Source organism: Chitinophaga sp., from assembly GCF_019236475.1.
GTDB lineage: Bacteria > Bacteroidota > Bacteroidia > Chitinophagales > Chitinophagaceae > Chitinophaga.
The window spans coordinates 355,056-377,594 of sequence record NZ_JAFAIX010000005.1 but is presented as its reverse complement, the minus strand read 5'-3'; the positions used below and the strand labels follow the sequence as shown (position 1 = coordinate 377,594).

The following is a 22,539-nucleotide window of genomic DNA, read 5'->3' as shown; positions in this document are numbered from 1 at the left end:
GCTATGTATCGTAAACACTTAATAATACTGCTTTGTGTGAATGTTATCTTGTTCGCTTGCAGTAGAAAAAATGATACGCCATCGTTATTTGCCGGCTTTAAAGCGCCGGCAAATTTTCCGACCACTGCGTATGATATAGTGAAGAATCCTGTTACAAAAGAGGGTTTTGAATTGGGTAGGAAATTATTTTATGAACCACGGATGTCGCGGAATAATACTATTTCTTGTGGCGATTGCCATTTGCAGACATCTGCGTTTACCCATCACGGGCATGATGTGAGTCATGGTATTGATGATCGTTTGGGTAGCAGGAATGCGCCTCCTATCATGAATTTGGCCTGGCATCCGGCATTCATGCTGGATGGTGGCATCTTCGATCTGGACTTGCAGCCAATAGCGCCGATTATTAATCCGGTGGAAATGGATGAGACCATGGATAATGTCTTGCGGAAGCTGAGAGGGATTCCTGCCTATCCGGAGTTGTTTCGTAAGGCGTTCGGCACGCCGGAAATAACGACGGCCCGTCTCACGAAGGCGCTGTCACAGTTTATGGTGATGGTGGTCAGCAGTAATTCGAAGTACGACCGGGTGATGCGGGGAGAGGGTATGCAATTCACGACTGCAGAAAGTGCCGGCTACAAGATATTTCAACAGCAATGTAATAGTTGTCATAAGGAGCCACTGTTCAGTGATTTCACGTATCGCAACAATGGTATCGGAGCAGGTCCTAATAATGATTTAGGGAGATATGATATCACATTGAATGCAGCAGATAAATACAAATTCAAGGTGCCTAGTTTGCGCAATCTTGGTTTTACGGCTCCTTATATGCATGATGGCCGGTTTTATACATTAGGAGGCGTGTTGGATCATTATACCAATGAAATACAGGACATGCCAACGCTGGATCCATTGCTGAAAGGGGGGCTACGATTGTCAGCTACGGATAAAGAATATCTGTTGGCATTCCTACAGACGCTAAATGATACCACTTTCATCACTGACAGAAGATTTTCGGAGCAACCTTAAGGGGCATGCTAACGGTGTGGTGTTGCATCCGTTTCATCACCGATCGAAGATTCTCATTGCACCTTAAGGGACACGCTAAAGGCGCGATGTAGTATCACTTTTTTACTGACTGAAGATTTTGGAAGTAATTATTAAAGGTCAGTTTATAGACGTAATGTATCATCCCGTTTATAAATAACCGAAGATTTTTCGAAACAACTTTTAAAGTATCATGAAGAAGATAACAATAACATTTCTGCTATTTGTACTAACGATAGCGGGCACACGTGCCTGTGATATCTGTGGCTGTGGTGTGGGTAGTTATTACCTCGGTATTCTGCCTGATTTCAGCAAACGCTTTGTAGGGCTGCGCTATCAGTACAAAACGCTACAATCTCATCTCGGGCCCAATGGCACTACTTCTTACCTGACTACTGCTGAAACTTATCAGACGGCGGAATTATGGGGAGGTTGGAATATAGGTAAACGTTTCCGGGTATTGGGGTTTGTACCGATGAATTTTAATAGTAAAAGTAATCAGGGAATAGTACAGCGACAATCTGGCCTCGGTGATATCGCAGTGATCGGATTTTATAATCTCCTGGATAAGCAGCAAACAGTACTGAACAGTAAATTATTGGTACAATCGCTCTGGGTGGGGGCAGGTATCAAGGGGCCAACAGGGCGTTATGAACAGGCTGCCAAGCAAGCAGGGGGCGAATCTCCCAATAATTACCAACTGGGTACAGGTAGTACAGATTTTACTTTTAATGTGATGTATGATGTACGATTGATGGATGCTGGTATCAATGCGAATCTCAGTTATAAGTTGAATACGGCCAATAGTTATGATTATCAATATGGCAACAAGTTCACGGCGAATGTATTGGCCTATTATAAATTCAGATTGGCCAATAAACTTGTATTGGCGCCTGATGCAGGTGTCATGTATGAAACGGCGGCTAAGGATTTGGATGCTGGTATGCGGATGGATATTTCTGGAGGGCATACGCTTATGGGCACTGTTGGAGCGGAGGTGACATTAGGTAAAATCAGTATCGGAGGAAATTTTCAGCCTGTAATGAATCAATCGCTGGCTGAAATGAGGGTGAAAGCAGGCAATAGGATGATGGTGCACGCTACGGTGTTGTTTTAAATTTACTTTATTCAGTATATTTAATCCATGAATAAAGCCCGTATTGAAGCCTTTAGCGATGGTGTGTTTGCCATCATCATCACCATCATGGTATTGGAAATTAAAGTTCCGCATGGAGCGGCATGGTCAGATTTGTGTCAGCAATACCCGATATTTCTCAGCTATATCCTGAGCTTTATGTATGTTGGAATATACTGGGGTAATCATCATCACTTGTTGCATACCGTGAAACGCGTGACCTCCACTATTATGTGGGCCAATATGCACCTGTTGTTTTGGTTATCATTGGTGCCTTTCGTGACTGGCTGGATGGGAGAAAATCATTTTGCACCGCATACTGTCGCCACATATGCCATAGTAATGATCTTGTGTGGAACTGCCTTTTCTATTTTGCAAATCGCTATCAAAAAAGCCAATCCCGATGAAGGAAGGTTGGGATTGGCTTTGGCCAAATTGCGTACGAAAGCCTATTTGTCTGTAGTAGGTTATTTGATTGCAATTGCGCTGGCGTTTGTAAACACAGTATTCTCCGGTATTATACTTTTACTAGTGGCAGTGATGTGGTTTCTCCCGTCTAAGGCGGTGGAAGAAGCCCTGCTGGAAGAACAGAACGATTAGGATTATAACGCAGTGTGATTATATCCGCGTATCATCCACTTTTCTTTATGGAGGTATTGACAAATGCGAGTTATGGCAGGAATACATGCTATGACATGGGCTCGTATTGTCAGGCAGGATCATAGTAACGATAACGGTAATACGAAGTATGGCATAGTTGCAGACTATGGCATCAATTTCATGTTGTAATGTTATCGTAGTGATTACAGTGGTAATATGATAACGCTGGCATAGTTGCAGACTATGGCATCAATTTCATGTTGTAATGTTATCGTAGTGATTACAGTCGTAACATGATAACGCTGGCATAGTTGCAGACTATGACATCAATTTTATACTGTAATGTGATAATAGTAACAAAAGCGGTAATGTGAACAAGGGCATGGTTAGATGCGTCGACATAGGCTTTGTAAAGTTACATTTTATCATAGTAGCTATAATGGCAATACCAGTAAAGGAACGGTGGTATTCCATGCCAATCGTTGTGTAATACTTTTTTGGAAGAAAGATAAGATGCTATTGTTTTTACGATGAATGGTGATAATCAAATCTGCCTGATGTTGGTGTGCGAATGTATTAATTGCGGTAGCCACATTCTTGTCTGAATCGTAGTGATATTCTACGTTATACTTATCCAGCAAATCATGCATGAGTTGAATTTCCTCCCTCAACTCTGTAGAATATTTCTCGTTGCGAGCTAGATTTATGACTAGTATTTGTCCTTGGAGGAGGTCCAAGACGCGGATCAGATGGTTCTTTCCTGCCTCCTTAAAGGTGGATAGATCAATGGCTAGTACAATTTTTTTAGGAATGGTGATCGGAGCATCCACGGGGATCAGCATCAGTGGTAGATTGATTTGCCCCATTGTGCGGATGGCCGTACTACCTACCAATACTTTTTCCAGATTGGATTTACCTTTCATACCCATTACCGTCAAACGTACCTCTTCGCTTTTACTGATCTCATCTAGCACTTCGTTGATAGGAAGATTGGTGCTGATACTACGTATGGTAGTGGTATCATTAGTAATTACACTGAGCTTGGTTTGCCAGTCTTGCAATAATTTTTCACTTTCTGCCTGAAGATCCGGAACGCTCATCGCTACTACGGGCTGGTTGGCAAGTGCAGTTGGATGAATAAAATAACTGTTGAGTAAGATCAGTTGTTGGGTATTGTAATATTTGGCCAAGAAGCAGGCATACTCGGCTGCATGAAAGGCTGTGTCAGAGAAGTCGGTTAGAACCAGAATAGTTTGCATAAGATTAGATATTAACTATATTGAAAGAACAATCGAACATCATTATGGTTTTTATAAAGCGGGAAGAGAAATGCTGCGTCAAGTGAAATACTACCGCTGTAGTGTGTTTTTAAAAGACAGTCATTGTAGTGACTGCTATAAAACGTATATTAAGATATAAAAAATAATCTCATGCGCGCAATAATAATTTATCAACCAGGAGGGCCCTCTGTATTGCAGTTGAAAGAAAGAGACCAACCTACAGCAGGTGCTGGTGAAGTATTGATAAAAGTGCATGCTGCCGGTGTGAACCGTCCGGATATAGCGCAACGTAAGGGAAATTATGCGGCCCCTCCGGGAGCGCCGATTGAAATACCCGGACTAGAAGTGGCAGGGGAGATAGTAGCTATTGGTGAAGGTGCAACCCGATGGAAAGAAGGTGATAAAGTATGTGCATTGGTGGCTGGAGGCGGTTATGCAGAATATGTAGTAGCGCCTGCTGGGCAGTGTTTGCCTGTACCCGCAGGGTGGGATTTCATACAGGCATGTACGTTACCGGAAACCGTATTCACTGTTTGGCATAATGTATTCCAGCGAGGGCACTTGCAGCCAGGAGAACATTTATTGGTGCATGGCGGCAGCAGTGGAATTGGGATTACTGCTATTCAACTGGCAGTGGCAACAGGCGCCAAAGCCTATGCCACTGCGGGAACAGATGTTAAATGTGCGGCTGTTATGGCGCTAGGAGCTACTGTTTGCGTGAACTACAGAACCACTGATTTCGTAGAGCGATTGAGGGGAGAGGGAATTGATGTGATATTAGATATGGTCGGAGGGGATTATATTCCTAAGAATATCAATTTGTTGAGAGAAGAGGGAAGACTAGTGTTTATTAATGTTATGCGAGGACATAAAGAAATGCTGGATGCCCTAGCAGTCATGCAGAAAAGACTGACTATCACAGGAAGTACATTACGTGGTCGCGATCTGAAATTCAAAGCGGCACTGGCTGCAGAAGTAGAAAAGCAGGTATGGCCCTTTATTGAGCAAGGAAAGTTCAAATCAGTGATATACAAGGTGTTTCCGCTAGCAGATGCGGCTGCGGCCCATCAACTGATGGAAAGCAGTGAACATGTGGGGAAAATTGTACTACAAGTAATATAATTAGCTGTCGTAGTTGGAGATATCTATCAATTTACGTATATCCAGGATTTCAATTTTACGTCCTTGGGTATTGATGATCGCCGCTTCTTTGAACTCTTTCAGGAATCTTACCACGTTTTCCTTGGCAGTGCCAACAATGCTGGCCAGATCAGTACGGGAAATATTGATATTCACTGCCTCACCCGGTACATTATCATCCTTGTATTTTTCTCTTAATACGATGAGGGCAATAGCAAGCCTCTCTTTTACAGATCGTTGCGCAAATACAGAAATAGTATTACTAAGAACGGCAAATTCATGGCTGAGCGCCTTCAGGAGACGTTGGGTAAGAATCGGTGATTGTGCCAATGCCGCCAGAAAATCTTCTTTTGGAACGAAATCCAGGACGCAATCTTCTAGCGCAGCGGCAGAATCTGGGTACCTGCCGTCTCCCAAAATGGCATGATAGCCAATTATTTCTCCCGTATTAGCAACATATATAATCTGTTCTTTACCATCTTTATCGGCCTTATATTTCTTTATTTTACCATGTTTAATGAAATATATTCCGGCGGGAATTCCGCCCTCTTTAAAGATGATTTCACCCTTCTCAAACGCTTGCTCCTGCTGGTTTTGGCATAGGAGATCATACTCTTCATCTGGAAGATGCTGAAAGATGGATTGCGACTTAAAATTCCATTTATCTATCGGAAAAATACCCATTAAACTCATACACACTATTTACCTAACCCTGAAAAAATTGATATTTATCAACGCAACAGGTTGAATGCAAAGTTAACTTTGCAGGATGGAATTATCAACAGAGGCAGGAATTAGTGAAAGATTGGTGAAACCGAATTGTTTTTTAAATGATGGAGCATTCGATTGGCTCTATCCTGAACGGATGCAACGATTGTCCAGACGTCACTGGACGCCCGTGGGCGTAGCTAAAGCAGCCGCCAGATTCCTGGCAAATGCGCCAGGGAAAAGAATCTTGGACATTGGCAGCGGTGTGGGAAAATTCTGCTTGGTAGGCGGACATTTCTACCCGGATGCCTTTTTTTATGGGGTAGAACAAAGAGAAGAATTACATCAGATCGCCCTGGAAGCCAGAGATATGACGGGAAAATTTAATGTGGACTTCATCCATGGAAATTTTACCCATCTTGATATGGACGATTTTGATAATTTCTATTTTTACAACTCCTTCTTTGAAAATCTGGATCATAACGACAGAATTGATCACGAAATAGCCTATTCTCCGAGCTTATACGTCTATTATTGCAAGTATCTGTATAGATTGCTCGATGCAAGACCTTCAGGCACCCGCCTGGTTACGTTCCACAGCCTGGGAGATGAAATTCCTCCCGCTTACCACCTCGTGGAATCCTCTATAGATACCCTGTTGAAAATGTACATAAAAAAGTAATTGATAAGCGATAAATATAAGCATGATGAAAGCAGAAGGAAATATTGTCCCGATGGTAATGAATCAGATTAAGAAAGGTGAAAGCTACGCAGAAGTAGAATCAATCATTCAGAATGCTGTAAGTACTCTGTCTGAACCAAACAAACTGGCATCCCTGGAAAAATTGCATGCCGAATTGGATGCACTGAATCCGCTGGACTTTAACAGCATGGAATGGAATGCCTGCCGTTACGCGAGAATGTATCTCCGCACACAGATGGCAGAAGCTATCTAAGTTTAGAAAAGAGTATTTTTATTGAAAATCTTATGCCTGACCAGGCAGTAATTAAGGCCTTCCCATTCGGAAGGCTTTAATTTTTCCGGAAATCCGTAGGCCGGGAATGCGTAAATTCCTGAAACGCATCGCTGAAAGAACTAATGGATGTATAACCCACCGCATAAGCAATATCACTCACCGGCCGCGATGTTTTCAAAATCATCTCTATCGCCTTCACCATGCGCAGTGTTTTCAAAAACTGTAAAAAGGATATATGTAAGGAAGACTGAAACAAGCGAGACATAGACCGCTGGCTGAGATTAAAGTGCTTACTCACACTTTCTAGGGTCAATCGTTCACCTATATTTTTCTCCAGAAACTTAATTATGTATTGCATCTGTTCATCATCTGTGGTAGGCAAGATGATCGGCAATGCCTTATTATTCAACTGTGGCAGCAGTTTCTTCAAGGATACCAGGAATTCGAAATTATAATCTTTCCGCGTTACATGATACCCATCCCAGCGCTCGGTATAATTAATCATCTGTATCAACAGTTCACTAGCAGGATAAATACCAAGCTGACTGTAAAAAGGATCTGCATCATCGTCATGGGAATAAAAATAGAGGGAACGTAATACCGTAGCGGAATAACCAATCCGCAATATATGTGGCATGCCCTGCGGCACCCAGAAGAAATGCCGGGCTGGTATCACATATGTCTTATAATCTATCGTAATATAGGCTATTCCACCTTCTACATAACTCAACTGGCCTTTATTGTGCGTATGCAGTGGAATCAGCTTTTCCGACTTCTCATGCATAATAAATACAGCATTTCGCTGCTTGTTAATCTCTGGTAAGGAGGCAATTAGTCCCATTATTCAACATTTTAACCTGCAACAAAGGTAAAAATATTAATTGGCCGGAATGATGAAAAGATTGACTATTTATCTGAACTGACATATAGTATCCTGTTCTAATTTTGCGGCAGGATATTGATGAGAGATATCTAGTTTTTATGAATTACAGACATCGGATTATTGCCACAGGTATGATTTTGGCAATGCATTCATTACGCATTTACGCGCAAGACAACGCAACGGCGGTAAATGATACCCTGAACATAACGTTGCCAGAAGCCTGGCAAAAAGCGGAAGCCTACAGCCGTACAATTGCCATCAAAAAGAAATCTACGGACATCGCCGGAGAAGAAATCAAAGATGCGAAGATGGAAAGATTCCCAGAAGTGGGCGTCATGGGAAGCGCGGAAAAAGCCACCAATATCCCCATCTACGGAAATGGTATCTTTTCAAAACCTACAGATCAGCATGAAGTGATTCATAATCTCTACAAAGTTGCTGCTGATTTCTATCTCAACATTTACAACGGGAATAAATTAAACCTGAAAATTGAGGAGGATAAAGTATTACATCAGTTGACTTCTATTCGCCAGGAAGAAGCGGTTTCACAGATTAGGTACCAAACTGCTGCTTTATTCTTAGAATTAGAACAGGCACAGATCTTCCGGGATTTGATATTGAAAGATATTGCAGACCAAGAGAAACAATTGCAGGAAATAAAAACGTTTCATCGCAATGGTACCGTGCTGAAAAGCGATGTATTGCGCGTGGAATTGGATCTCTCCAAACGTAAACTGACACTGGTGAAAATCGAGAATGATATTCTCATCGCCAATCAAAAATTGAATATCATATTAGGAGAGCCAGACGACAGGCCCGTACATCCGAATTACGCTGTGATGGCAGAGAACAGCGTGTCTTACAATGATTACCTGGCAGCAGCCCTCCATCATTCTTACCAATATCATATATCAGAACAACAGACTGAGATTAGTCGCCTACACCTGGAACAGGTACGTGCCAATGTACGTCCGAAGGTAGGATTGTATGGAGACTTCTGGTATTCCAATCCGCAGATATTCCTTTATCCATACAATCCCAGTTGGTATTCCGTGGGTATTGGCGGGGTAAAAGTATCGTTTCCTATTTCTTCTCTGTATCATAATGTTCATAAGGTAAGTGCTGCAAAACTGGAGTACGAGAAGGAAGAAGAAGCACACAAGGATACAGAAGATAAAGTGCGTCAGCAGGTAAAAGAAGCATTTCTGCGGTATAAGGAATCGCTGGTACAGATTGATGTAGCCACCACCAATGTAACACGTGCAGAAGAAAATGCCCGTATCATAAAGAGTGCATATTTTCATCAGGCATCCCTGGTTACAGATCTCCTGGATGCAGATGTACAACTGTTGCAAACCCGCTTTGAGCTGGCCGCAGCGAAGATTCTCTCCCAAAATAAATACTACTTACTCCAGCATATCACAGGTACGCTATAATTAAAATGAAAAAGAAAAATTTAGTCACAGACAGGCTGATCACCAGGATCACAGGCTGGATGGCCGGTATTATTGTAGTTGCACTGGCCATATGGGGACTGCAAACTATCCGTTCCTGGTATCTGTACGAACAAACGAACGATGCCCAGGTACAGGAATATGTAAACCCTGTTATAGCAAGGGCTGGCGGGTTTATTGTTGCCGTAAAATTTGAAGAAAACCAATCCGTGAAGAAAGGGGATACCCTCCTGGTGATAGACAACCGGGAATATACCCTGCAATCAGATCAAACGGAGGCGTCTATACGAAAAGCAGAGGCACAACTGCACGTGCTGGAAAGTAATATCCATACATTGGAGAAAACAGCCAGTGCGTCTCACTCTCAGATTGATGGCGCGAAAGCTCGCGTATGGAAGCAGGAGTTGGAATACAAGCGTTACAAGGAAATGTATGACGATGAAGCTGCTACCAAACAACAATTGGAAAATGTGCAGGCTACATTGGATGTGAATAACAGTGATTATGAATCAGCTAAAGATAACTTCGAGGCCGCTACTTCTCGTATTGAAGATGCTCGTGCAGAGAAAGCGGTCGTAGAAGCGGAGATTACTAGACTCCGATCTTTATTAGACCGTCATAACCTGGATGTAGAATACACGGTAGTGAGAGCGGCTTACGACGGTCGTATGGGGCGTAGGACAGTGGAACCCGGACAAATGATTGACGCCGGAGAAACCCTAGCCTATATCGTAAATAATGAAACAGATAAGTGGATAGTAGCCAATTATAAGGAAACACAAGTAGCGAGTATGCGTATAGGCGATACGGTTAATATCGTTGCAGATGCATATCCCGATGAACATTTCAAAGGGACTGTTATCTCCCTATCGCCAGCTACTGGTTCCAGTTTCTCCCTGCTGCCTCCGGACAACTCTACCGGTAACTATGTGAAAATTGTACAACGTATACCGGTGCGTATACGGGTGGATGGTGAAAGAAAAGATATTGATCGTCTCAAAGTAGGGATGAATGTGAATGTCTATCTGCCTAAAAAACAACATCATGGATAATTCCATTCCCATATTCCGCAAGTGGACGCCGGAATGGCTGATCAAAATCATGCTGTTTCTGCTGATACTGCCATCAATCGTCATATTCTTTCTACCCATGGCCAATATCAATGCGGCAGCAGGATATTATGGCGGAGAGCCGGCGGATATACAGTTTGCAGTGGCATTATTCTATGCAGGATATGTTGGTTTTTATAGCCTTGAACGCAGGTTTTTCGTGTATATGGCCGCAAAGGAGTACTTCGTTGTATTTACATTTTTGCAGATACTAACCTGTTATATCTGTTATCGCACCAACGACCTGAATATTTTTCTGCCGATACGTTTTATCCAGGGGATGCTGTTCGCGTGTACCGTGAATCTCTCTTTATCATTGATGTTTACCCGATTGAGAAGTGAACGTGCTAGGGAGATTAGTTTTTCCGTATTCTTCGGATTCCTGTTGTGTGCGGTGCCTTTCAATAACCTGGTGACAGCGGATCTGATTGATGCGGTTGATTTCAATGCGGTATATAAGGCGGCTATATTTGCGTACATGCCGTGTTTGTGTTTGCTGTTGCTGACGATGAATGGGGTGAGACTCAATGTACGTTTTCCGCTGTATAACCTCGACTGGCAGAGTTTTTCGCTTTATAGTATCATGCTCTGTTTATTCGGTTATATCATGATTTATGGGCAGGAATATTACTGGTTGGAGGATCAACGTATACGCAATAGCGTTATAGCGATAGGGGTTGTTTTATTGATTTATATAGTGAGACAAAAACATATGCGGCGGCCATATGTACACTTGAAAATATTTCGGTATCGGAATTTCAAGGTAGGCCTGTTGGTGCTTTTTATCATGTATATCTGTCGTTTTGCCTCTGGGATTACGAACACCTTTTATGCGGTGGTATTGAAGTTTGACCCCATGCATGTATCTTATATGAATGTGTTCAACATCATTGGGCTTGTAGTGGGTGTGATTATCGCATGCTGCATAATTTTGCAGAAGAAACATATCCGGTATATATGGGTGCCAGGATTCCTGTTGTTACTAGGGTTTCATGTACGTATGTATTTCCTGTTTGATGTGCAGGCAAACGAGTTCAACTATTATTTGCCATTATTGGCGCAAGGTATTGGTGTGGGCCTGATAATGGTACCTACCATAGTATATGCTATTTCTTCTGTTCCAACTGCTGTGGGGGCTTCGGCGTCGGCGGTGTGTCTGGCAGTGCGTTATTTAGGCTTTTGTGTAAGTATTGGATTAATTAATTTCTTTGAGTTATTCGGAAAGAGCAGGCATTACAACGCATTCCAGGATCATCTTACCAAATTAGACCCGGTAGTCAGGCAGACGCTGCGTATGCAAGCGCATAAATTGGAAGCAAAGGGAATGGTAGCTGGAAAAGCAATGCGGGCCTCGGACAAACTGCTGGTGAATGCTGTGAATACACAGGGCCAGATACGTTTTGCCATGGATTATTATGAATTGATGTCGTGTTTAATTGTTTTAACGCTGGTACTGATACTATTGTTTCCGTACCTGAACCGAACAGCAGTTTATCTGAGATCCCGCAGGCTTTCTCCTGCTTAATTATTGTTTAATCATACATGTGTTAATAATCGTCCACGTAACCGGTCGTCCCATTTTTGGGACGACCGCTTTATTTTTTATAAACTTAATCCTCCATCTATTCGTATAACCGTTCCTGTTACAAAGTTATTTCCTGCTAAGAACAAGATACCGTTGGCAACTTCATCGGGCTGGCCTACTCTTCCTGCCGGTGTTTGCGCGGCATACTCATTGAAGGCGGCCTGTTTATCTGCTTGGGGAAGGAAATCCCACCAAGGGGTATCAATAACGCCTGGAGAAACTGCGTTGATGCGTACAGGTTTGATCTCCTTAGCGATAGCTGGTATCATCAGTTCCAGGCTACCATTGATAGCTGCCAGTCCGGAAGTGCCTGGGAGTCCAAGGATACTTGAAACAGCGGTTACGATGGTGATACTACCATTCTTACTGATATGTGGCAATGCTGCCTGAACGGTGTGGAGTTGTGGCCAGAATTTACCTTCAAATCCTTCCAATAAATCCGTTAATGGTAAGGTAGAGAACTGACCGGCACCTTTACCGCCGCTGAGGGTAACCACCAGATGATCGATAGGGCCTTGTTCCTGGAAGAATTGGTCTAATGCTGCACGGTCACTGCTATCTACCGCTACGGTTTTAATACCAGGTACGGAGTCCGCAGCTTGCGCTAATTTCTCTTTAGAACGACCGGTAATGGTAACTTGAGCTTTAGCGTGGTGGAGTTGTCTAGCGGCAGCAAGGCCAACACCGGTAGATCCGCCTGCTACGATTACTTTTTTTCCTTCGAAATTTCCTGACATAATTGTTGTTTTTTGTGATACAAAGTTGGGGCAGAATGATCGATTGATTATTATCCTGATTATGCAAAGAATTAACTGAATTATGCATTTTTCAATAATCATTTGCGAGTGAAAATTTTCTTCAAAAAAAGTGGTAGAAAATTGTTGGCTTTTAATATTTTCCTATCTTTGGAATCCTCTCCCTTTTACATATTAGATCATGCCAGAGATCTAAAATTTTAATCCAAGCTTTTAATGATAAAACGTAATGTTTTATTATATCTATTAACGTGTATAATCTGTTAATCCCATGTTACAGGACTTTTTTAAAAAGTACGAATCGATACTTATATGGTATATTATGACATTAGTAGGAAGTATGTTACCTATTATACTTCGTTTTGTGACCAGCCTTGACTTGGATATTGGTCGATATGATATAAAAGATTTTCTTTTTGCAGGTTTGGCGATCAATTTGAACAACTTTAATCTAATTACTAGCGAGAAAGTGGAAGCAAAGATTATTTTTTCAACTATTTCGGCTTTTGCTATTGTAGTATTGGCCTTTTTGTTGGGTGTTTTCATCGGTACTGAAGTTGTAAAACCCGCCCCTGCTTTTATATGGTTAAGTTTTATTGCTGTAATCTGTTTCCTTGGTAGTGCTTATTTGAGTTATGAAGCAAACAAAATTATTTATAAATCATAAAAAATATAATGTTATATGAATGGCTTAATAGTTTTTGCAAACATTCTGGGTGTATTAGGTTGTATTGTGACCTTCGGGGGCGGCATATATATGAGAATGGATGACAACAAAAGAAAGAAGAAAAAGGCGCTGGAGCAAATGTCTGTTCATGGAAGGCTGCCTGATTCAGATGAAAACATCATTCAAAGGAATGAGTGAGAGCCCTGAAGGAGGCAGAAGAAGAATTTGAAAATTATAAAATCAAAGCTGAATTTATTTCTATTGTTAAATAACCTAAAAACATACTAAAATGGAGAGACGAAATTATCAGGTATCTCTTGAAGCAATAAGGAATGCTAATAGGGAACTTATATTAAATGGTTTAGATCCAGCTATCAAAGAGAATGAAGATTATAATAAAAATGGCTTCATTACTATTAAAACTATTGTTGACGGAATTGTAACAACAAAAGAACTTAGTAAAGAGGAGATAAAGAATGCTTATGCTAAAGCCCTGAAGGAATATGAAGAGGAATTATAACCCTATCTATGCGAAAATTGTAGAAGATGATAACGATGTAGTGGGGCATATTGCATATTCACTCTACAAGAGAAGTAAAATTGAATATATCGAGAATCAGCACCAGAGCGGTAGAACCCTTACTGACGCGGATTTAATCCCATTCAACGATGTTTCTTCTTCTAGCAGATCTATTGATCATTATAAAACCAAAGGAGAGCAAGTATTTCGAAATTTTATTGACACTGTTCTTGGCGAAGAGCTTGCGATTCAAAAAGATCAGGTGATACAAGAACAAACCGATTTACTAAAAAGTATAGTAAAACCCCTTAGAACTTCATTTTTGATGAATGTTTTAGCTGGTGTAGTTGCATCGTTTGTCTTTGGGCTTATTCTTGCCATTGTGTTTTTTATCAAGAATTTTGGTGATTTTAGTTTCAATATAAGCTTTGGGCATAAAAACTCACAGGAAAATATAAGTCAACAGAAGTGAACTTTCATGTACAACGTCCTGCTTAACCTAAAGGTCAAACCTGGTACAGGAGTGATCTTTAGGTTGTATTAAGAGACATTCTTCCTAAACCCCAACGGCGTCTGCCCCGTTTGTTCCCGGAAGAAACGATTAAACCCAGCAGGGTCACTGAAATCAAGGCGATGAGATATCTCTGCAATGGTATTATCCGTAAATCGCAACAGTGCCTTGGCTTCCTGCACTAACATCGTACTGATAGCATATGAAGCCGTATGACCCGTTACTTCCCGAACAGTTCTGTTCAAGTGATTAGGCGTAACGCCTAGCAAAGCCGCATAATCCGCCACTTTGCGTTTGCTCAAATAATGCTGACTGACCAATTTTCTGTACCTGGGCACCAGATAGGCAGCGCGTGTATCCGTTGAGGTAACATGTAACTCCTGGCGGATATACGATCTTTTGATAGCGAGTAGCAACAAATAGAAATATAGCTTGATCGCCATGTTCCTACCAGGTTTCAACTGATGCAGTTCTGTATCAATCTGCTGTACATGTGCCGTCACTTCCGTGATCTCTTCCGCATTTAGCTGAATGAACAACTGCCCCTCTATACTGAAAAAAGGGAATTCTTCCTGGAACTTGTCCGGTGAGATGAGCGTCTCCAGGAAATCCGCTTCAAATAAAGCGTAATAACCGAATGTTCCCGGCTGGATATTACATTTGGCAAACACTTGCCCCGGATACGTGAAACTGATAGTCCCCGGTTGATGCCGGAACTCTTCTACTCCCAGCCGTACATCCACACCACCAGCCAGGGTAATACTCATCCGATAGAAATCCGATTTTAGCGGCCCTACGGCACTAACCAACCCCTCGCTGGAATATATCTCGAAACCCTTGATCTTATTAGCTTCTGGCAGATTGTTATAGCCGAAAGCGGAAAGGTTATCCGTATCCCGGTGCAGGTGCCGGAAATCCTGTAAGTGATAAGTGGGAATCTTTTCTTGGGTTAATAGACGTTTAGCCATGATGAAAAAGGATGATACTGTAAAGATACATTCCAGGAGAATATACTTAACTTTAAGAAAACCCTTATCATGGAAAAAGTCGCCATTATAGGTTCCCGCCGCGTTCCCTTTGTTAAGTCGTTTACACATTACCTCCGAACTTCCAACCAGGATATGCTAACGGCCTGCTTACAGGAGATTGTGAGTCAATACGGCCTCTCTGGAGAACGACTAGGAGATGTGGCACTGGGAGCTATCATGAACCGGTCTACCGACTGGAACTTCGCGCGAGAATGTGTTCTAGGCAGTGGCCTGGATCCACATACGCCTGCGTATAATGTGATAAGGGCCTGTAGCACCAGTTTGGATGCGGCGGTACAACTAGGGCTGCGCATCAAGGCCGGTCAAATCGAGGTAGGGATTGCAGGAGGCAGCGATACGAATAGTGATCTCCCGATATTATTCAGTAAACAATTCAGTTGGAAAATGGTCGCCTTACGAGGGGCCCGCAGCTTGGGCGAAAGATTGAAAATACTGGCCTCTTTTCGTATACGCGACTTATCCCCACTGTATCCTAGTATTGTGGAACCCCGTACCGGCTTGTCTATGGGCCAACATACGGAGTTAATGGTGAAAGAATGGGGGATCAGTCGGGAAGCCCAAGATGAATTGGCCTACCATAGTCATATGAATGCGGAAAAAGCTTACCAAGATGGCTTCTTCAAAGATCTTGTTTTCCCTTTCAAAGGCGTGGTGAAAGACACGATCATTCGCCCAGATACAACGCCCGAAAAACTCGCTAAACTAAAACCCGCTTTTGATACCTCCGGGAAAGGTAGCCTGACCGCAGGGAATAGCACCCTTTATTCAGATGGAGCCGCAGCAGTACTGCTGGCGGCTGAATCATATGCGCAAAGTCGTAACCTGCCGATATTAGCATATCTGGAAGATGCGGAGTCCGCAGCCGTGGATTATGTACATGGAGAAGGATTGTTGATGGCGCCTACCTATGCGGTAGCGCGACTCCTAAAAAGAAATAACCTGCGGCTACAGGACTTTGACCTATATGAAATCCATGAAGCCTTCTGTGGACAAGTATTATGTACTTTAAAAGCTTGGGAAGATCCAGCGTATTGTAAAAAACTAGGGTATGATGCACCACTTGGCAGTATTGATCGCTCGAAACTGAATATCCGGGGTGGTAGCGTGGCCATTGGGCATCCATTTGGGGCCACTGGCGCGAGGATACTGGGACAGACTGCAAAAATGTTGCAGGAAAGAGGCGGCGGAAGAGCGTTGGTATCTATTTGTACCGCCGGCGGCATGGGTATGGTGGCAATTGTACAACGCTAAGATAAATTTGTATCATCTTCTGGGAAGACTGCGACAGCTTTTACACGCAGAAGCTATTAATTTGGAACCCTGTACCTATAAAGTACGACACCGTTATGAAATTCCATTATTTCCTATTGCTATTCATCTTGCTCGTGGGAGGCTCGTTTCCGCTGCATGCCCAATGGTCCGGGAATCTCCCTAAGAATTTTGCCGACATTACCCATGATACCATCATCATTGGATATGGACATACCTATACTTATACCGTAGATACGAAGGAAAAGGAAGGACTGGTATTTACGGGGGTAGATGCTAATGGCTTTATTCGGCAACTAGAGGAGAGAGATAAGTACAGTAAGTTTCAATTGCTCGACTCCAATCATCTGCGTCAATACTGGCGGGGAGGAGCTGTGAGTAATTATTACCTGCAATGGAAGGAAAGAGCCCTTACCGGAAAATTGGAGGTGCCGCGTAACCTCATGAAAGCAAATTCACTGGAAGACCTGCATCTCTCCTTTACTGCTGGCCAACGTACACCAGATGCTACCGTAATATTTGAGATACCCGCATCACTGAAATTCAATGCCGATAGTGTCCAGGTAAATGTGATCGGAAGGGGAAAGATGCTGCTCAGTCAATTGGCGACTACCTCCTCTGGTAGGAGTGGAAAAGGATACCCTTATCCATTCATCGGAGAGGGAAACGTTATTCATCAAAAGAAAACAACCCAGATAGTGTTGCATCACCTTGATTTGCGTGCTAATAATGGTGTGGATGTGGAACTTTATCTAACGGGAGTGCATACACTGGATTCAACAAAAGGGATTGAAATAGGCGCCTGGTATATTACTAAAGAGCCTAAGCGGCTCGAAGGCGGCCTCGCAAAGGAGTTGATAATATTTGAAAATGGGCTCATTGCATTTAAGAGAATACCGCTAAAAATGGAAAGGTATTCAAGCGATATGCACAACTATACCAGTGCTGCATTTGAGTGGGATTGCCCAGACAAGGTGCGTATTCTGCAATCTTTGGATGACGGTAAAACCTGGACGGACGCCAAGGCAGAAATAAATGGAAAGTATGGCGTCGTTAAAAACCTCAAACCACATCGATTTTACAGCTTCCGATTGGTTACTTCAACCATTTCATCATGGAGTGTTCGCATGTATACAGGGATGCTCGATGTAAAGCAATGTGGCGTCAGTGGAAAGGAGCAGGAGGATCAAACGGATTCCATCAATGCAGCTATTCTTAAATTGAATAAAATGGGAGGAGGTACATTACTGTTTTCTCCTGGCACTTATAACGTACGTACCATTCAGTTGCAATCCAATGTATACTTGTATGTCGCCCAAGGTGCTGTGATAAAAGCGTTGAAAGGAGGAGACGCGCCAGAAACCACCTGGTTCTCCGATAGAGCCTATCGCTCTGGACTTTCCCCTACTGATAAAGGACCTTATGAAGATCCTGAAAATTACCTCACCAAGCAGGATGTAGGCCATCATTATTTTCAGAACGCTATGTTTAGAGGAGAGCGATTGGACAATATTAAGATTATCGGCAACGGTACCATTACCGGCAATGGCAATCTGGTAACCAGTGATAAGGTGATGAATAATGCGCCTGATAACAGAAGCGATAAGATGTTCTCCTTGAAACTATGCACCAACGTGGAAATTGGAGGTATTTACAATCCACAAGATTTATGGTATGATGAAAAGAAGGATGAACCTTATTACATCGGGAAACATGGGGACCCCAATTATAGTATAGACAACATGTTGCAGATAGATCGAGGAGGACATTTCGTTTTATTGGCCACTGGCACGGATTCTATCTATGTACACGATACTTATTTTGGAAAAGATCATCAAGGATCTGCAAGAGATATTTACGATTTCATGGGTTGCAATGAGGTAACGGTAACGAATATATTTTCTCGGGTGAGTTCGGATGATATTGTGAAACCGGGATCGGATTGTTCGCTTGGTTTTACGCGTCCGTCAAAGGGTTTCAAGGTGCGGAATATCATTGGTGATACGAATTGTAATCTCTTCCAAATCGGGTCAGAAACCGCAGACGATATTTCAGATATCTGTGTGGATAATATCTACGTGTTGGGGGCCAACAAAGCAGGGTTTTCCATCTCTACCAATGATGGTGCACATATCCATGATATTCATCTCAACTGTGGTCATACGGGGCCATTACATCATCGGTCGAAGATGTTGCGGGCAGCGGCACCTTTCTTTATTTCGATCTCCAATCGTGCGCGCATATTGGGCGCTACGGCAGAGAAATTTCAGTTTACCGAAAACGGTCGGGTGCATGATGAGCTGTTGATTACAAATGTGAATATTGGGAAAGTAGAACGTATCACGATCAATGGTATTGATATTAGTGAGACATATGGTGGTAGTGCCTTCAGCGGTACCCGCTGGAAATCGTATGATGGTAGTCAACGTAGATTTTCCGCTATAGTGGCAGGTTACAGTTTGCCGGAGAAAATAGGTTTCACCTTGCCAGACGGGCGTAGTACAGGTTATATCAACGAAATTTCCTTCAAAGATGTCCATTTCCTGGGGAAAGGGGGCAATCCATTATCAGATACCGCGCAAGTCCCAGTGGAGCTGGGGGTGGGGCAATACAACGCCGCAGATCTGAAGATCCAGCCGGGGTATGGCATCTGGGCGAGGCACGTCCAACAGTTGAAAATAGATAGCTGTAGTTTTCGTTTTGAGCAACCAGATCATCGCTATGCCATATTCCTGGATGATGTACAACAGGCGAAGATCATGGATGTTAAACTGATGAAGGTTCCTGCGCTCTTGGAGGGCATCAAAAGCAGGAATACAACAGGTATCCAGCTTTCAAATATTTCCACATTCTGAAAAAAATGATCTAATTTTCGGGCTGTCACTGTTGGGAAAGAAAAAATGTCAGTATGAATGAATTGCAACCACAGCTAAGGACGGTCAATGTAACCCGCTATATCACACCATTGCGGGAAGGCGGTTCTATGCCGGCTATTGCCGAAGCGGACGACGGATTTATGTATGCCCTGAAATTCAGGGGCGCCGGCCAAGGAGTAAAATCCCTGATAGCAGAATTATTAGGTGGGGAGATCGCCAGAGCCTTGGGCCTCCGTATTCCCGAATTAGTATTTGCGAATTTGGACGAATCTTTTGGTCGAACCGAAGGGGATGAAGAAATACAAGATTTGTTGAAATCGAGCGTAGGACTCAATCTTGCCCTACATTTCCTGTCGGGCGCCATTACCTACGATCCTGCGGTAACAACAATAGCACCCTTGTTAGCCTCTCAAATCGTATGGCTGGATGGACTCCTGACAAATGTGGACCGTACGCCCCGGAATACCAATATGCTCTGGTGGCGAAATGAATTGTGGCTGATCGATAACGGTGCCTCCTTGTATTTTCACCATTCCTGGCAGAACTGGCAGGAGCAGGCGGTACGGCCTTTTGCACAGATTGCTAACCATGTACTGTTGCCACAAGCCACGGAACTGGATACAGTAAATAAAGCATTTCGCGCTATCCTCACACCAGCGCGCATACGTGGAATCGTGAACCTCATCCCAGACGTTTGGGTTACCAACGGGGATTGGGAAGAAACACCAGATCAAGTACGCGAAGTCTACTACGAATTTTTAACGACCAGGATTACATCATCAGATATCTTTGTAAAAGCAGCGCAAGATGCAAGAGAAACACTTGTTTGAATATGAATATGCGGTCATCCGCATTGTGCCCAGGGTGGAACGGGAAGAATTTCTCAATGTAGGAGTGATTCTTTACTGCAGGCAGAAACGTTTCCTGCATGCATTGGTAGAGCTGAATGTAGAAAGACTGCAATGTTTTGCACCTGCCACGGAATTGGAGTTAGTGAAAGAATACCTCAGCGCTTTTACACAGATTTGTACAGGTGCTCCATCAGGTGGACCTATAGCCAAGGGAGACGCCGCTGCACGATTCCGCTGGCTGACCGCTAATCGCAGTACCATTCTCCAAACATCTAGGGTACATCCGGGTATGACAGCCGATCCGGCAGTTACACTGGAACATCTCTTAGACCAACTGGTGAAATAAATGAAACTTTATCGACCTAAATCATAACGAACAGTGAAACGATTAAAATCCTTTGCCGTGCTCTTGTTGGTGGCGTATAACGTCCACGCACAAACGCAATGTCCCATAATTCCCATGCCACAAAAAGCGGTGGTGGCAAAAGGGTCTTACCATCTCCCGGCAACTATCGATGTAATTACGGATCAACCGGAAATAAAAAATACGGCTGATTTCCTCAGTAGAGAACTTGCTGCTTTCAGGCTACCAGTAGAAGTGGCCGGCAAACAGGCTATCCACCTGCAAATTGCTGCACTGAAGGATAAAAATCCAGAAGCGTATGTATTGCAAATCAGCAAAACCGGCATCCTGATTAAAGGGAACACCGCGGAAGGGGTTTTCAATGGCGCTATTTCGCTTTTACAGTTGATTCAAAATGAAGGTGCAGACCTGAAATACTGGACCATCACAGATGCGCCCAAATATGCCTGGAGAGGCTATATGCTGGATGAATCCCGCCACTTCTTCGGAAAGGAAAAGGTGAAATCCCTGCTCAACTGGATGGCTTACTACAAATTGAATCGCTTCCACTGGCACTTGACAGATGAGCCAGGATGGCGTATTCAAATCAATCAATATCCTAAATTGACTACAGTAGGTGGCATCGGCAACTACACCGATCCACAAGCCCCTGCGAAATACTACACTCAAGCAGATATCCGCGAAGTGGTGGAATATGCCCGTCAACGATTCATCGAGGTAATTCCGGAAATCGATATGCCAGGACATGCCACTGCGGCCAATAAGGCCTATCCAGAATTCAGCGGCGGTGGCTCTAAAGGGCATCCTGAGTTTACTTTCAATCCAGGTAAAGAAGGAACGTATACTTATCTCTCCAATATCCTCCATGAAGTGAATCAACTGTTTCCATACGGTATGATTCACCTAGGCGGCGATGAAGTGAGCTATGGCAACGAAAAATGGCATACCGATAGCAGCATTCAAGCACTGATGCAACGGGAACACCTGTCTACGCTGAAAGATGCAGAGCTGTATTTTATGCGCCGGATGTCTGATTCCGTATACAGCATGCATAGCAAGATGCTGGCCTGGGATGAAATGGCGGAAATCTCACTGCCGCGCGATAAAACTATCATCTTCTGGTGGCGCCACGACAAACCAGCTACCCTGGAAATGGCCTTACAGAAAGGTTATACAACGGTTATATGTCCACGATTGCCACTGTACTTCGATTTCGTACAGGATAGTACGCATCGTCATGGTCGCAGATGGAATAAGTTGTTAAACAGTATAGAGAATGTCTATACTTTCTCTCCGGAAAAATACCTCCCCGCAAATGCTGATCCTGCCCTGATTGCGGGTATGCAAGCTAATTTGTGGACAGAAACGGTGCCTAGTGTAGAGCGACTGGATTATCTTACTTTCCCAAGAATATGTGCGCTGGCAGAAATCTGCTGGACACCTACTGCCCAAAAAAATACAGCCGATTTTATGAAGCGCCTGAAGCCGCAGTTGGAGCTGTTTAAAGCAGCAGGATTGTATTACTATGATCCGTTTACACCTAGTTTCCATCCGGAGCCAATTCCGAAGAAAAAGACCGTAAGCGATTATAAGGACTAATGCGAATTTTTTCACGCAAAGGCGCAAAGGAAATAAGTTTTCCTTTGTGCCTTTTGCGTGAGAAATGCTGCATCCTATCCGCTTTTCATTATTTTGTGGGCATGAATCGTTTGAGGCTATTTACTGCCAAAGGTGACGCTTCCTGGCTGCAATGATAAAA

The 22,539-nt window shown here is 43.2% G+C and carries 23 protein-coding genes; 18 read left to right on the top strand and 5 right to left on the bottom strand.

The features are described from left to right. The first annotated feature begins 3 nt into the window (after nucleotides 1–3). The 3 genes from JO154_RS08785 to JO154_RS08775 all read left to right on the top strand — a co-directional run bounded on the left by JO154_RS08785 (nucleotide 4) and on the right by JO154_RS08775 (nucleotide 2,782). Entirely contained in the window at nucleotides 4–1,029 is a 1,026-nt protein-coding gene (locus tag JO154_RS08785) for a cytochrome c peroxidase (protein ID WP_291943901.1), read from the top strand. A 211-nt stretch (nucleotides 1,030–1,240) separates the two neighbouring features. Further along, nucleotides 1,241–2,164: a transporter gene (locus JO154_RS08780; protein WP_291943897.1), complete on the top strand. Its 924-nt coding sequence runs from the start codon at nucleotides 1,241–1,243 to the stop codon at nucleotides 2,162–2,164. Between the two features lie 27 nt (nucleotides 2,165–2,191). Continuing rightward, nucleotides 2,192–2,782, top strand: coding sequence for a TMEM175 family protein (locus JO154_RS08775; RefSeq protein WP_291943895.1), 591 nt, complete (start codon nucleotides 2,192–2,194; stop codon nucleotides 2,780–2,782). A gap of 434 nt (nucleotides 2,783–3,216) precedes the next feature. On the opposite strand, the gene JO154_RS08770 is transcribed toward JO154_RS08775, so the two are convergent. Then, a complete protein-coding gene (locus JO154_RS08770) occupies nucleotides 3,217–4,041 on the bottom strand; it encodes a universal stress protein (protein ID WP_291943893.1) in 825 nt (274 codons plus the stop codon). 171 nt (nucleotides 4,042–4,212) lie between these two features. On the opposite strand from JO154_RS08770, the gene JO154_RS08765 reads away from it, so the two are divergent. Further along, nucleotides 4,213–5,184: an NAD(P)H-quinone oxidoreductase gene (locus JO154_RS08765; RefSeq protein ID WP_291943890.1), complete on the top strand. Its 972-nt coding sequence runs from the start codon at nucleotides 4,213–4,215 to the stop codon at nucleotides 5,182–5,184. On the opposite strand, the gene JO154_RS08760 is transcribed toward JO154_RS08765, so the two are convergent. Beyond that, nucleotides 5,185–5,895: a Crp/Fnr family transcriptional regulator gene (locus JO154_RS08760; RefSeq protein WP_291943888.1), complete on the bottom strand. Its 711-nt coding sequence runs from the start codon at nucleotides 5,893–5,895 to the stop codon at nucleotides 5,185–5,187. A gap of 76 nt (nucleotides 5,896–5,971) precedes the next feature. Between JO154_RS08760 and JO154_RS08755 the strand changes: the two genes are divergently transcribed. Both JO154_RS08755 and JO154_RS08750 read left to right on the top strand, forming a co-directional pair. Next, a complete protein-coding gene (locus tag JO154_RS08755) occupies nucleotides 5,972–6,592 on the top strand; it encodes a class I SAM-dependent methyltransferase (RefSeq protein ID WP_291943886.1) in 621 nt (206 codons plus the stop codon). Between the two features lie 22 nt (nucleotides 6,593–6,614). Further along, nucleotides 6,615–6,866, top strand: coding sequence for a hypothetical protein (locus JO154_RS08750; protein ID WP_291943884.1), 252 nt, complete (start codon nucleotides 6,615–6,617; stop codon nucleotides 6,864–6,866). 76 nt (nucleotides 6,867–6,942) lie between these two features. Here JO154_RS08750 and JO154_RS08745 read toward each other — a convergent pair whose 3' ends face one another. Next, on the bottom strand, nucleotides 6,943–7,728 hold the full coding sequence (locus JO154_RS08745; protein ID WP_291943882.1) for an AraC family transcriptional regulator: 786 nt from the start codon (nucleotides 7,726–7,728) through the stop codon (nucleotides 6,943–6,945). 140 nt (nucleotides 7,729–7,868) lie between these two features. Here JO154_RS08745 and JO154_RS08740 point away from each other — a divergent pair, with 140 nt between their 5' ends. Genes JO154_RS08740 through JO154_RS08730 form a run of 3 tightly spaced genes read left to right on the top strand, consistent with a single transcriptional unit; the run spans nucleotide 7,869 to nucleotide 11,858 of the window. Further along, nucleotides 7,869–9,206, top strand: a complete 1,338-nt coding sequence (locus JO154_RS08740; protein ID WP_291943880.1) for a TolC family protein — start codon at nucleotides 7,869–7,871, stop codon at nucleotides 9,204–9,206. A 5-nt stretch (nucleotides 9,207–9,211) separates the two neighbouring features. Next, nucleotides 9,212–10,276: an HlyD family secretion protein gene (locus JO154_RS08735; protein ID WP_291943878.1), complete on the top strand. Its 1,065-nt coding sequence runs from the start codon at nucleotides 9,212–9,214 to the stop codon at nucleotides 10,274–10,276. Then, complete coding sequence (locus tag JO154_RS08730; RefSeq protein ID WP_291943876.1) at nucleotides 10,269–11,858, top strand: beta-carotene 15,15'-monooxygenase; 1,590 nt, start codon at nucleotides 10,269–10,271, stop codon at nucleotides 11,856–11,858. The genes JO154_RS08735 and JO154_RS08730 overlap by 8 nt, the downstream gene beginning before the upstream one ends. A gap of 77 nt (nucleotides 11,859–11,935) precedes the next feature. Here the strand turns inward: JO154_RS08730 and JO154_RS08725 are convergent, their stop codons facing one another. Then, complete coding sequence (locus JO154_RS08725; protein WP_291943873.1) at nucleotides 11,936–12,655, bottom strand: SDR family oxidoreductase; 720 nt, start codon at nucleotides 12,653–12,655, stop codon at nucleotides 11,936–11,938. A 340-nt stretch (nucleotides 12,656–12,995) separates the two neighbouring features. On the opposite strand from JO154_RS08725, the gene JO154_RS08720 reads away from it, so the two are divergent. The 4 genes from JO154_RS08720 to JO154_RS08705 all read left to right on the top strand — a co-directional run bounded on the left by JO154_RS08720 (nucleotide 12,996) and on the right by JO154_RS08705 (nucleotide 14,332). Next, a complete protein-coding gene (locus JO154_RS08720) occupies nucleotides 12,996–13,340 on the top strand; it encodes a hypothetical protein (RefSeq protein WP_291943870.1) in 345 nt (114 codons plus the stop codon). Between the two features lie 15 nt (nucleotides 13,341–13,355). Further along, entirely contained in the window at nucleotides 13,356–13,538 is a 183-nt protein-coding gene (locus JO154_RS08715) for a hypothetical protein (RefSeq protein ID WP_291943866.1), read from the top strand. A 91-nt stretch (nucleotides 13,539–13,629) separates the two neighbouring features. Beyond that, nucleotides 13,630–13,860, top strand: coding sequence for a hypothetical protein (locus tag JO154_RS08710; protein ID WP_291943863.1), 231 nt, complete (start codon nucleotides 13,630–13,632; stop codon nucleotides 13,858–13,860). Next, on the top strand, nucleotides 13,844–14,332 hold the full coding sequence (locus JO154_RS08705; RefSeq protein WP_291943860.1) for a hypothetical protein: 489 nt from the start codon (nucleotides 13,844–13,846) through the stop codon (nucleotides 14,330–14,332). Before JO154_RS08710 ends, JO154_RS08705 begins: the two co-directional genes overlap by 17 nt. A 68-nt stretch (nucleotides 14,333–14,400) precedes the next feature. Here the strand turns inward: JO154_RS08705 and JO154_RS08700 are convergent, their stop codons facing one another. Beyond that, a complete protein-coding gene (locus tag JO154_RS08700) occupies nucleotides 14,401–15,339 on the bottom strand; it encodes a helix-turn-helix domain-containing protein (RefSeq protein ID WP_291943856.1) in 939 nt (312 codons plus the stop codon). Nucleotides 15,340–15,408: 69 nt separating this feature from the next. Between JO154_RS08700 and JO154_RS08695 the strand changes: the two genes are divergently transcribed. The 5 genes from JO154_RS08695 (at nucleotide 15,409) to JO154_RS08675 (ending at nucleotide 22,379) form a co-directional block, all read left to right on the top strand. Then, nucleotides 15,409–16,671: an acetyl-CoA C-acetyltransferase gene (locus tag JO154_RS08695; RefSeq protein WP_291943854.1), complete on the top strand. Its 1,263-nt coding sequence runs from the start codon at nucleotides 15,409–15,411 to the stop codon at nucleotides 16,669–16,671. 95 nt (nucleotides 16,672–16,766) lie between these two features. After that, nucleotides 16,767–19,544 (top strand): endopygalactorunase, encoded by a 2,778-nt coding sequence (locus JO154_RS08690; protein ID WP_291943851.1) that lies wholly within the window; start codon nucleotides 16,767–16,769, stop codon nucleotides 19,542–19,544. A gap of 53 nt (nucleotides 19,545–19,597) precedes the next feature. Further along, nucleotides 19,598–20,395, top strand: a complete 798-nt coding sequence (locus JO154_RS08685) for a HipA family kinase (RefSeq protein WP_291943849.1) — start codon at nucleotides 19,598–19,600, stop codon at nucleotides 20,393–20,395. Further along, entirely contained in the window at nucleotides 20,373–20,762 is a 390-nt protein-coding gene (locus tag JO154_RS08680; protein ID WP_291943846.1) for a DUF3037 domain-containing protein, read from the top strand. The genes JO154_RS08685 and JO154_RS08680 overlap by 23 nt, the downstream gene beginning before the upstream one ends. Before the next feature lie 33 nt (nucleotides 20,763–20,795). Continuing rightward, nucleotides 20,796–22,379: a beta-N-acetylhexosaminidase gene (locus JO154_RS08675; protein ID WP_291943844.1), complete on the top strand. Its 1,584-nt coding sequence runs from the start codon at nucleotides 20,796–20,798 to the stop codon at nucleotides 22,377–22,379. The last annotated feature ends 160 nt before the right edge of the window (nucleotides 22,380–22,539 follow it).

Coding starts and splice junctions, on each gene's coding strand:
- JO154_RS08755 (WP_291943886.1), top strand. CDS start 5,972: ATGGAATTATCAACAGAGGCAGGAATTAGTGAAAGATTGGTGAAACCG.
- JO154_RS08690 (WP_291943851.1), top strand. CDS start 16,767: ATGAAATTCCATTATTTCCTATTGCTATTCATCTTGCTCGTGGGAGGC.
- JO154_RS08720 (WP_291943870.1), top strand. CDS start 12,996: ATGACATTAGTAGGAAGTATGTTACCTATTATACTTCGTTTTGTGACC.
- JO154_RS08695 (WP_291943854.1), top strand. CDS start 15,409: ATGGAAAAAGTCGCCATTATAGGTTCCCGCCGCGTTCCCTTTGTTAAG.
- JO154_RS08750 (WP_291943884.1), top strand. CDS start 6,615: ATGATGAAAGCAGAAGGAAATATTGTCCCGATGGTAATGAATCAGATT.
- JO154_RS08775 (WP_291943895.1), top strand. CDS start 2,192: ATGAATAAAGCCCGTATTGAAGCCTTTAGCGATGGTGTGTTTGCCATC.
- JO154_RS08725 (WP_291943873.1), bottom strand. CDS start 12,655: ATGTCAGGAAATTTCGAAGGAAAAAAAGTAATCGTAGCAGGCGGATCT.
- JO154_RS08685 (WP_291943849.1), top strand. CDS start 19,598: ATGAATGAATTGCAACCACAGCTAAGGACGGTCAATGTAACCCGCTAT.
- JO154_RS08680 (WP_291943846.1), top strand. CDS start 20,373: ATGCAAGAGAAACACTTGTTTGAATATGAATATGCGGTCATCCGCATT.
- JO154_RS08700 (WP_291943856.1), bottom strand. CDS start 15,339: ATGGCTAAACGTCTATTAACCCAAGAAAAGATTCCCACTTATCACTTA.
- JO154_RS08730 (WP_291943876.1), top strand. CDS start 10,269: ATGGATAATTCCATTCCCATATTCCGCAAGTGGACGCCGGAATGGCTG.
- JO154_RS08735 (WP_291943878.1), top strand. CDS start 9,212: ATGAAAAAGAAAAATTTAGTCACAGACAGGCTGATCACCAGGATCACA.
- JO154_RS08745 (WP_291943882.1), bottom strand. CDS start 7,728: ATGGGACTAATTGCCTCCTTACCAGAGATTAACAAGCAGCGAAATGCT.
- JO154_RS08705 (WP_291943860.1), top strand. CDS start 13,844: ATGAAGAGGAATTATAACCCTATCTATGCGAAAATTGTAGAAGATGAT.
- JO154_RS08780 (WP_291943897.1), top strand. CDS start 1,241: ATGAAGAAGATAACAATAACATTTCTGCTATTTGTACTAACGATAGCG.
- JO154_RS08760 (WP_291943888.1), bottom strand. CDS start 5,895: ATGAGTTTAATGGGTATTTTTCCGATAGATAAATGGAATTTTAAGTCG.
- JO154_RS08770 (WP_291943893.1), bottom strand. CDS start 4,041: ATGCAAACTATTCTGGTTCTAACCGACTTCTCTGACACAGCCTTTCAT.
- JO154_RS08765 (WP_291943890.1), top strand. CDS start 4,213: ATGCGCGCAATAATAATTTATCAACCAGGAGGGCCCTCTGTATTGCAG.
- JO154_RS08785 (WP_291943901.1), top strand. CDS start 4: ATGTATCGTAAACACTTAATAATACTGCTTTGTGTGAATGTTATCTTG.
- JO154_RS08740 (WP_291943880.1), top strand. CDS start 7,869: ATGAATTACAGACATCGGATTATTGCCACAGGTATGATTTTGGCAATG.
- JO154_RS08710 (WP_291943863.1), top strand. CDS start 13,630: ATGGAGAGACGAAATTATCAGGTATCTCTTGAAGCAATAAGGAATGCT.
- JO154_RS08715 (WP_291943866.1), top strand. CDS start 13,356: ATGAATGGCTTAATAGTTTTTGCAAACATTCTGGGTGTATTAGGTTGT.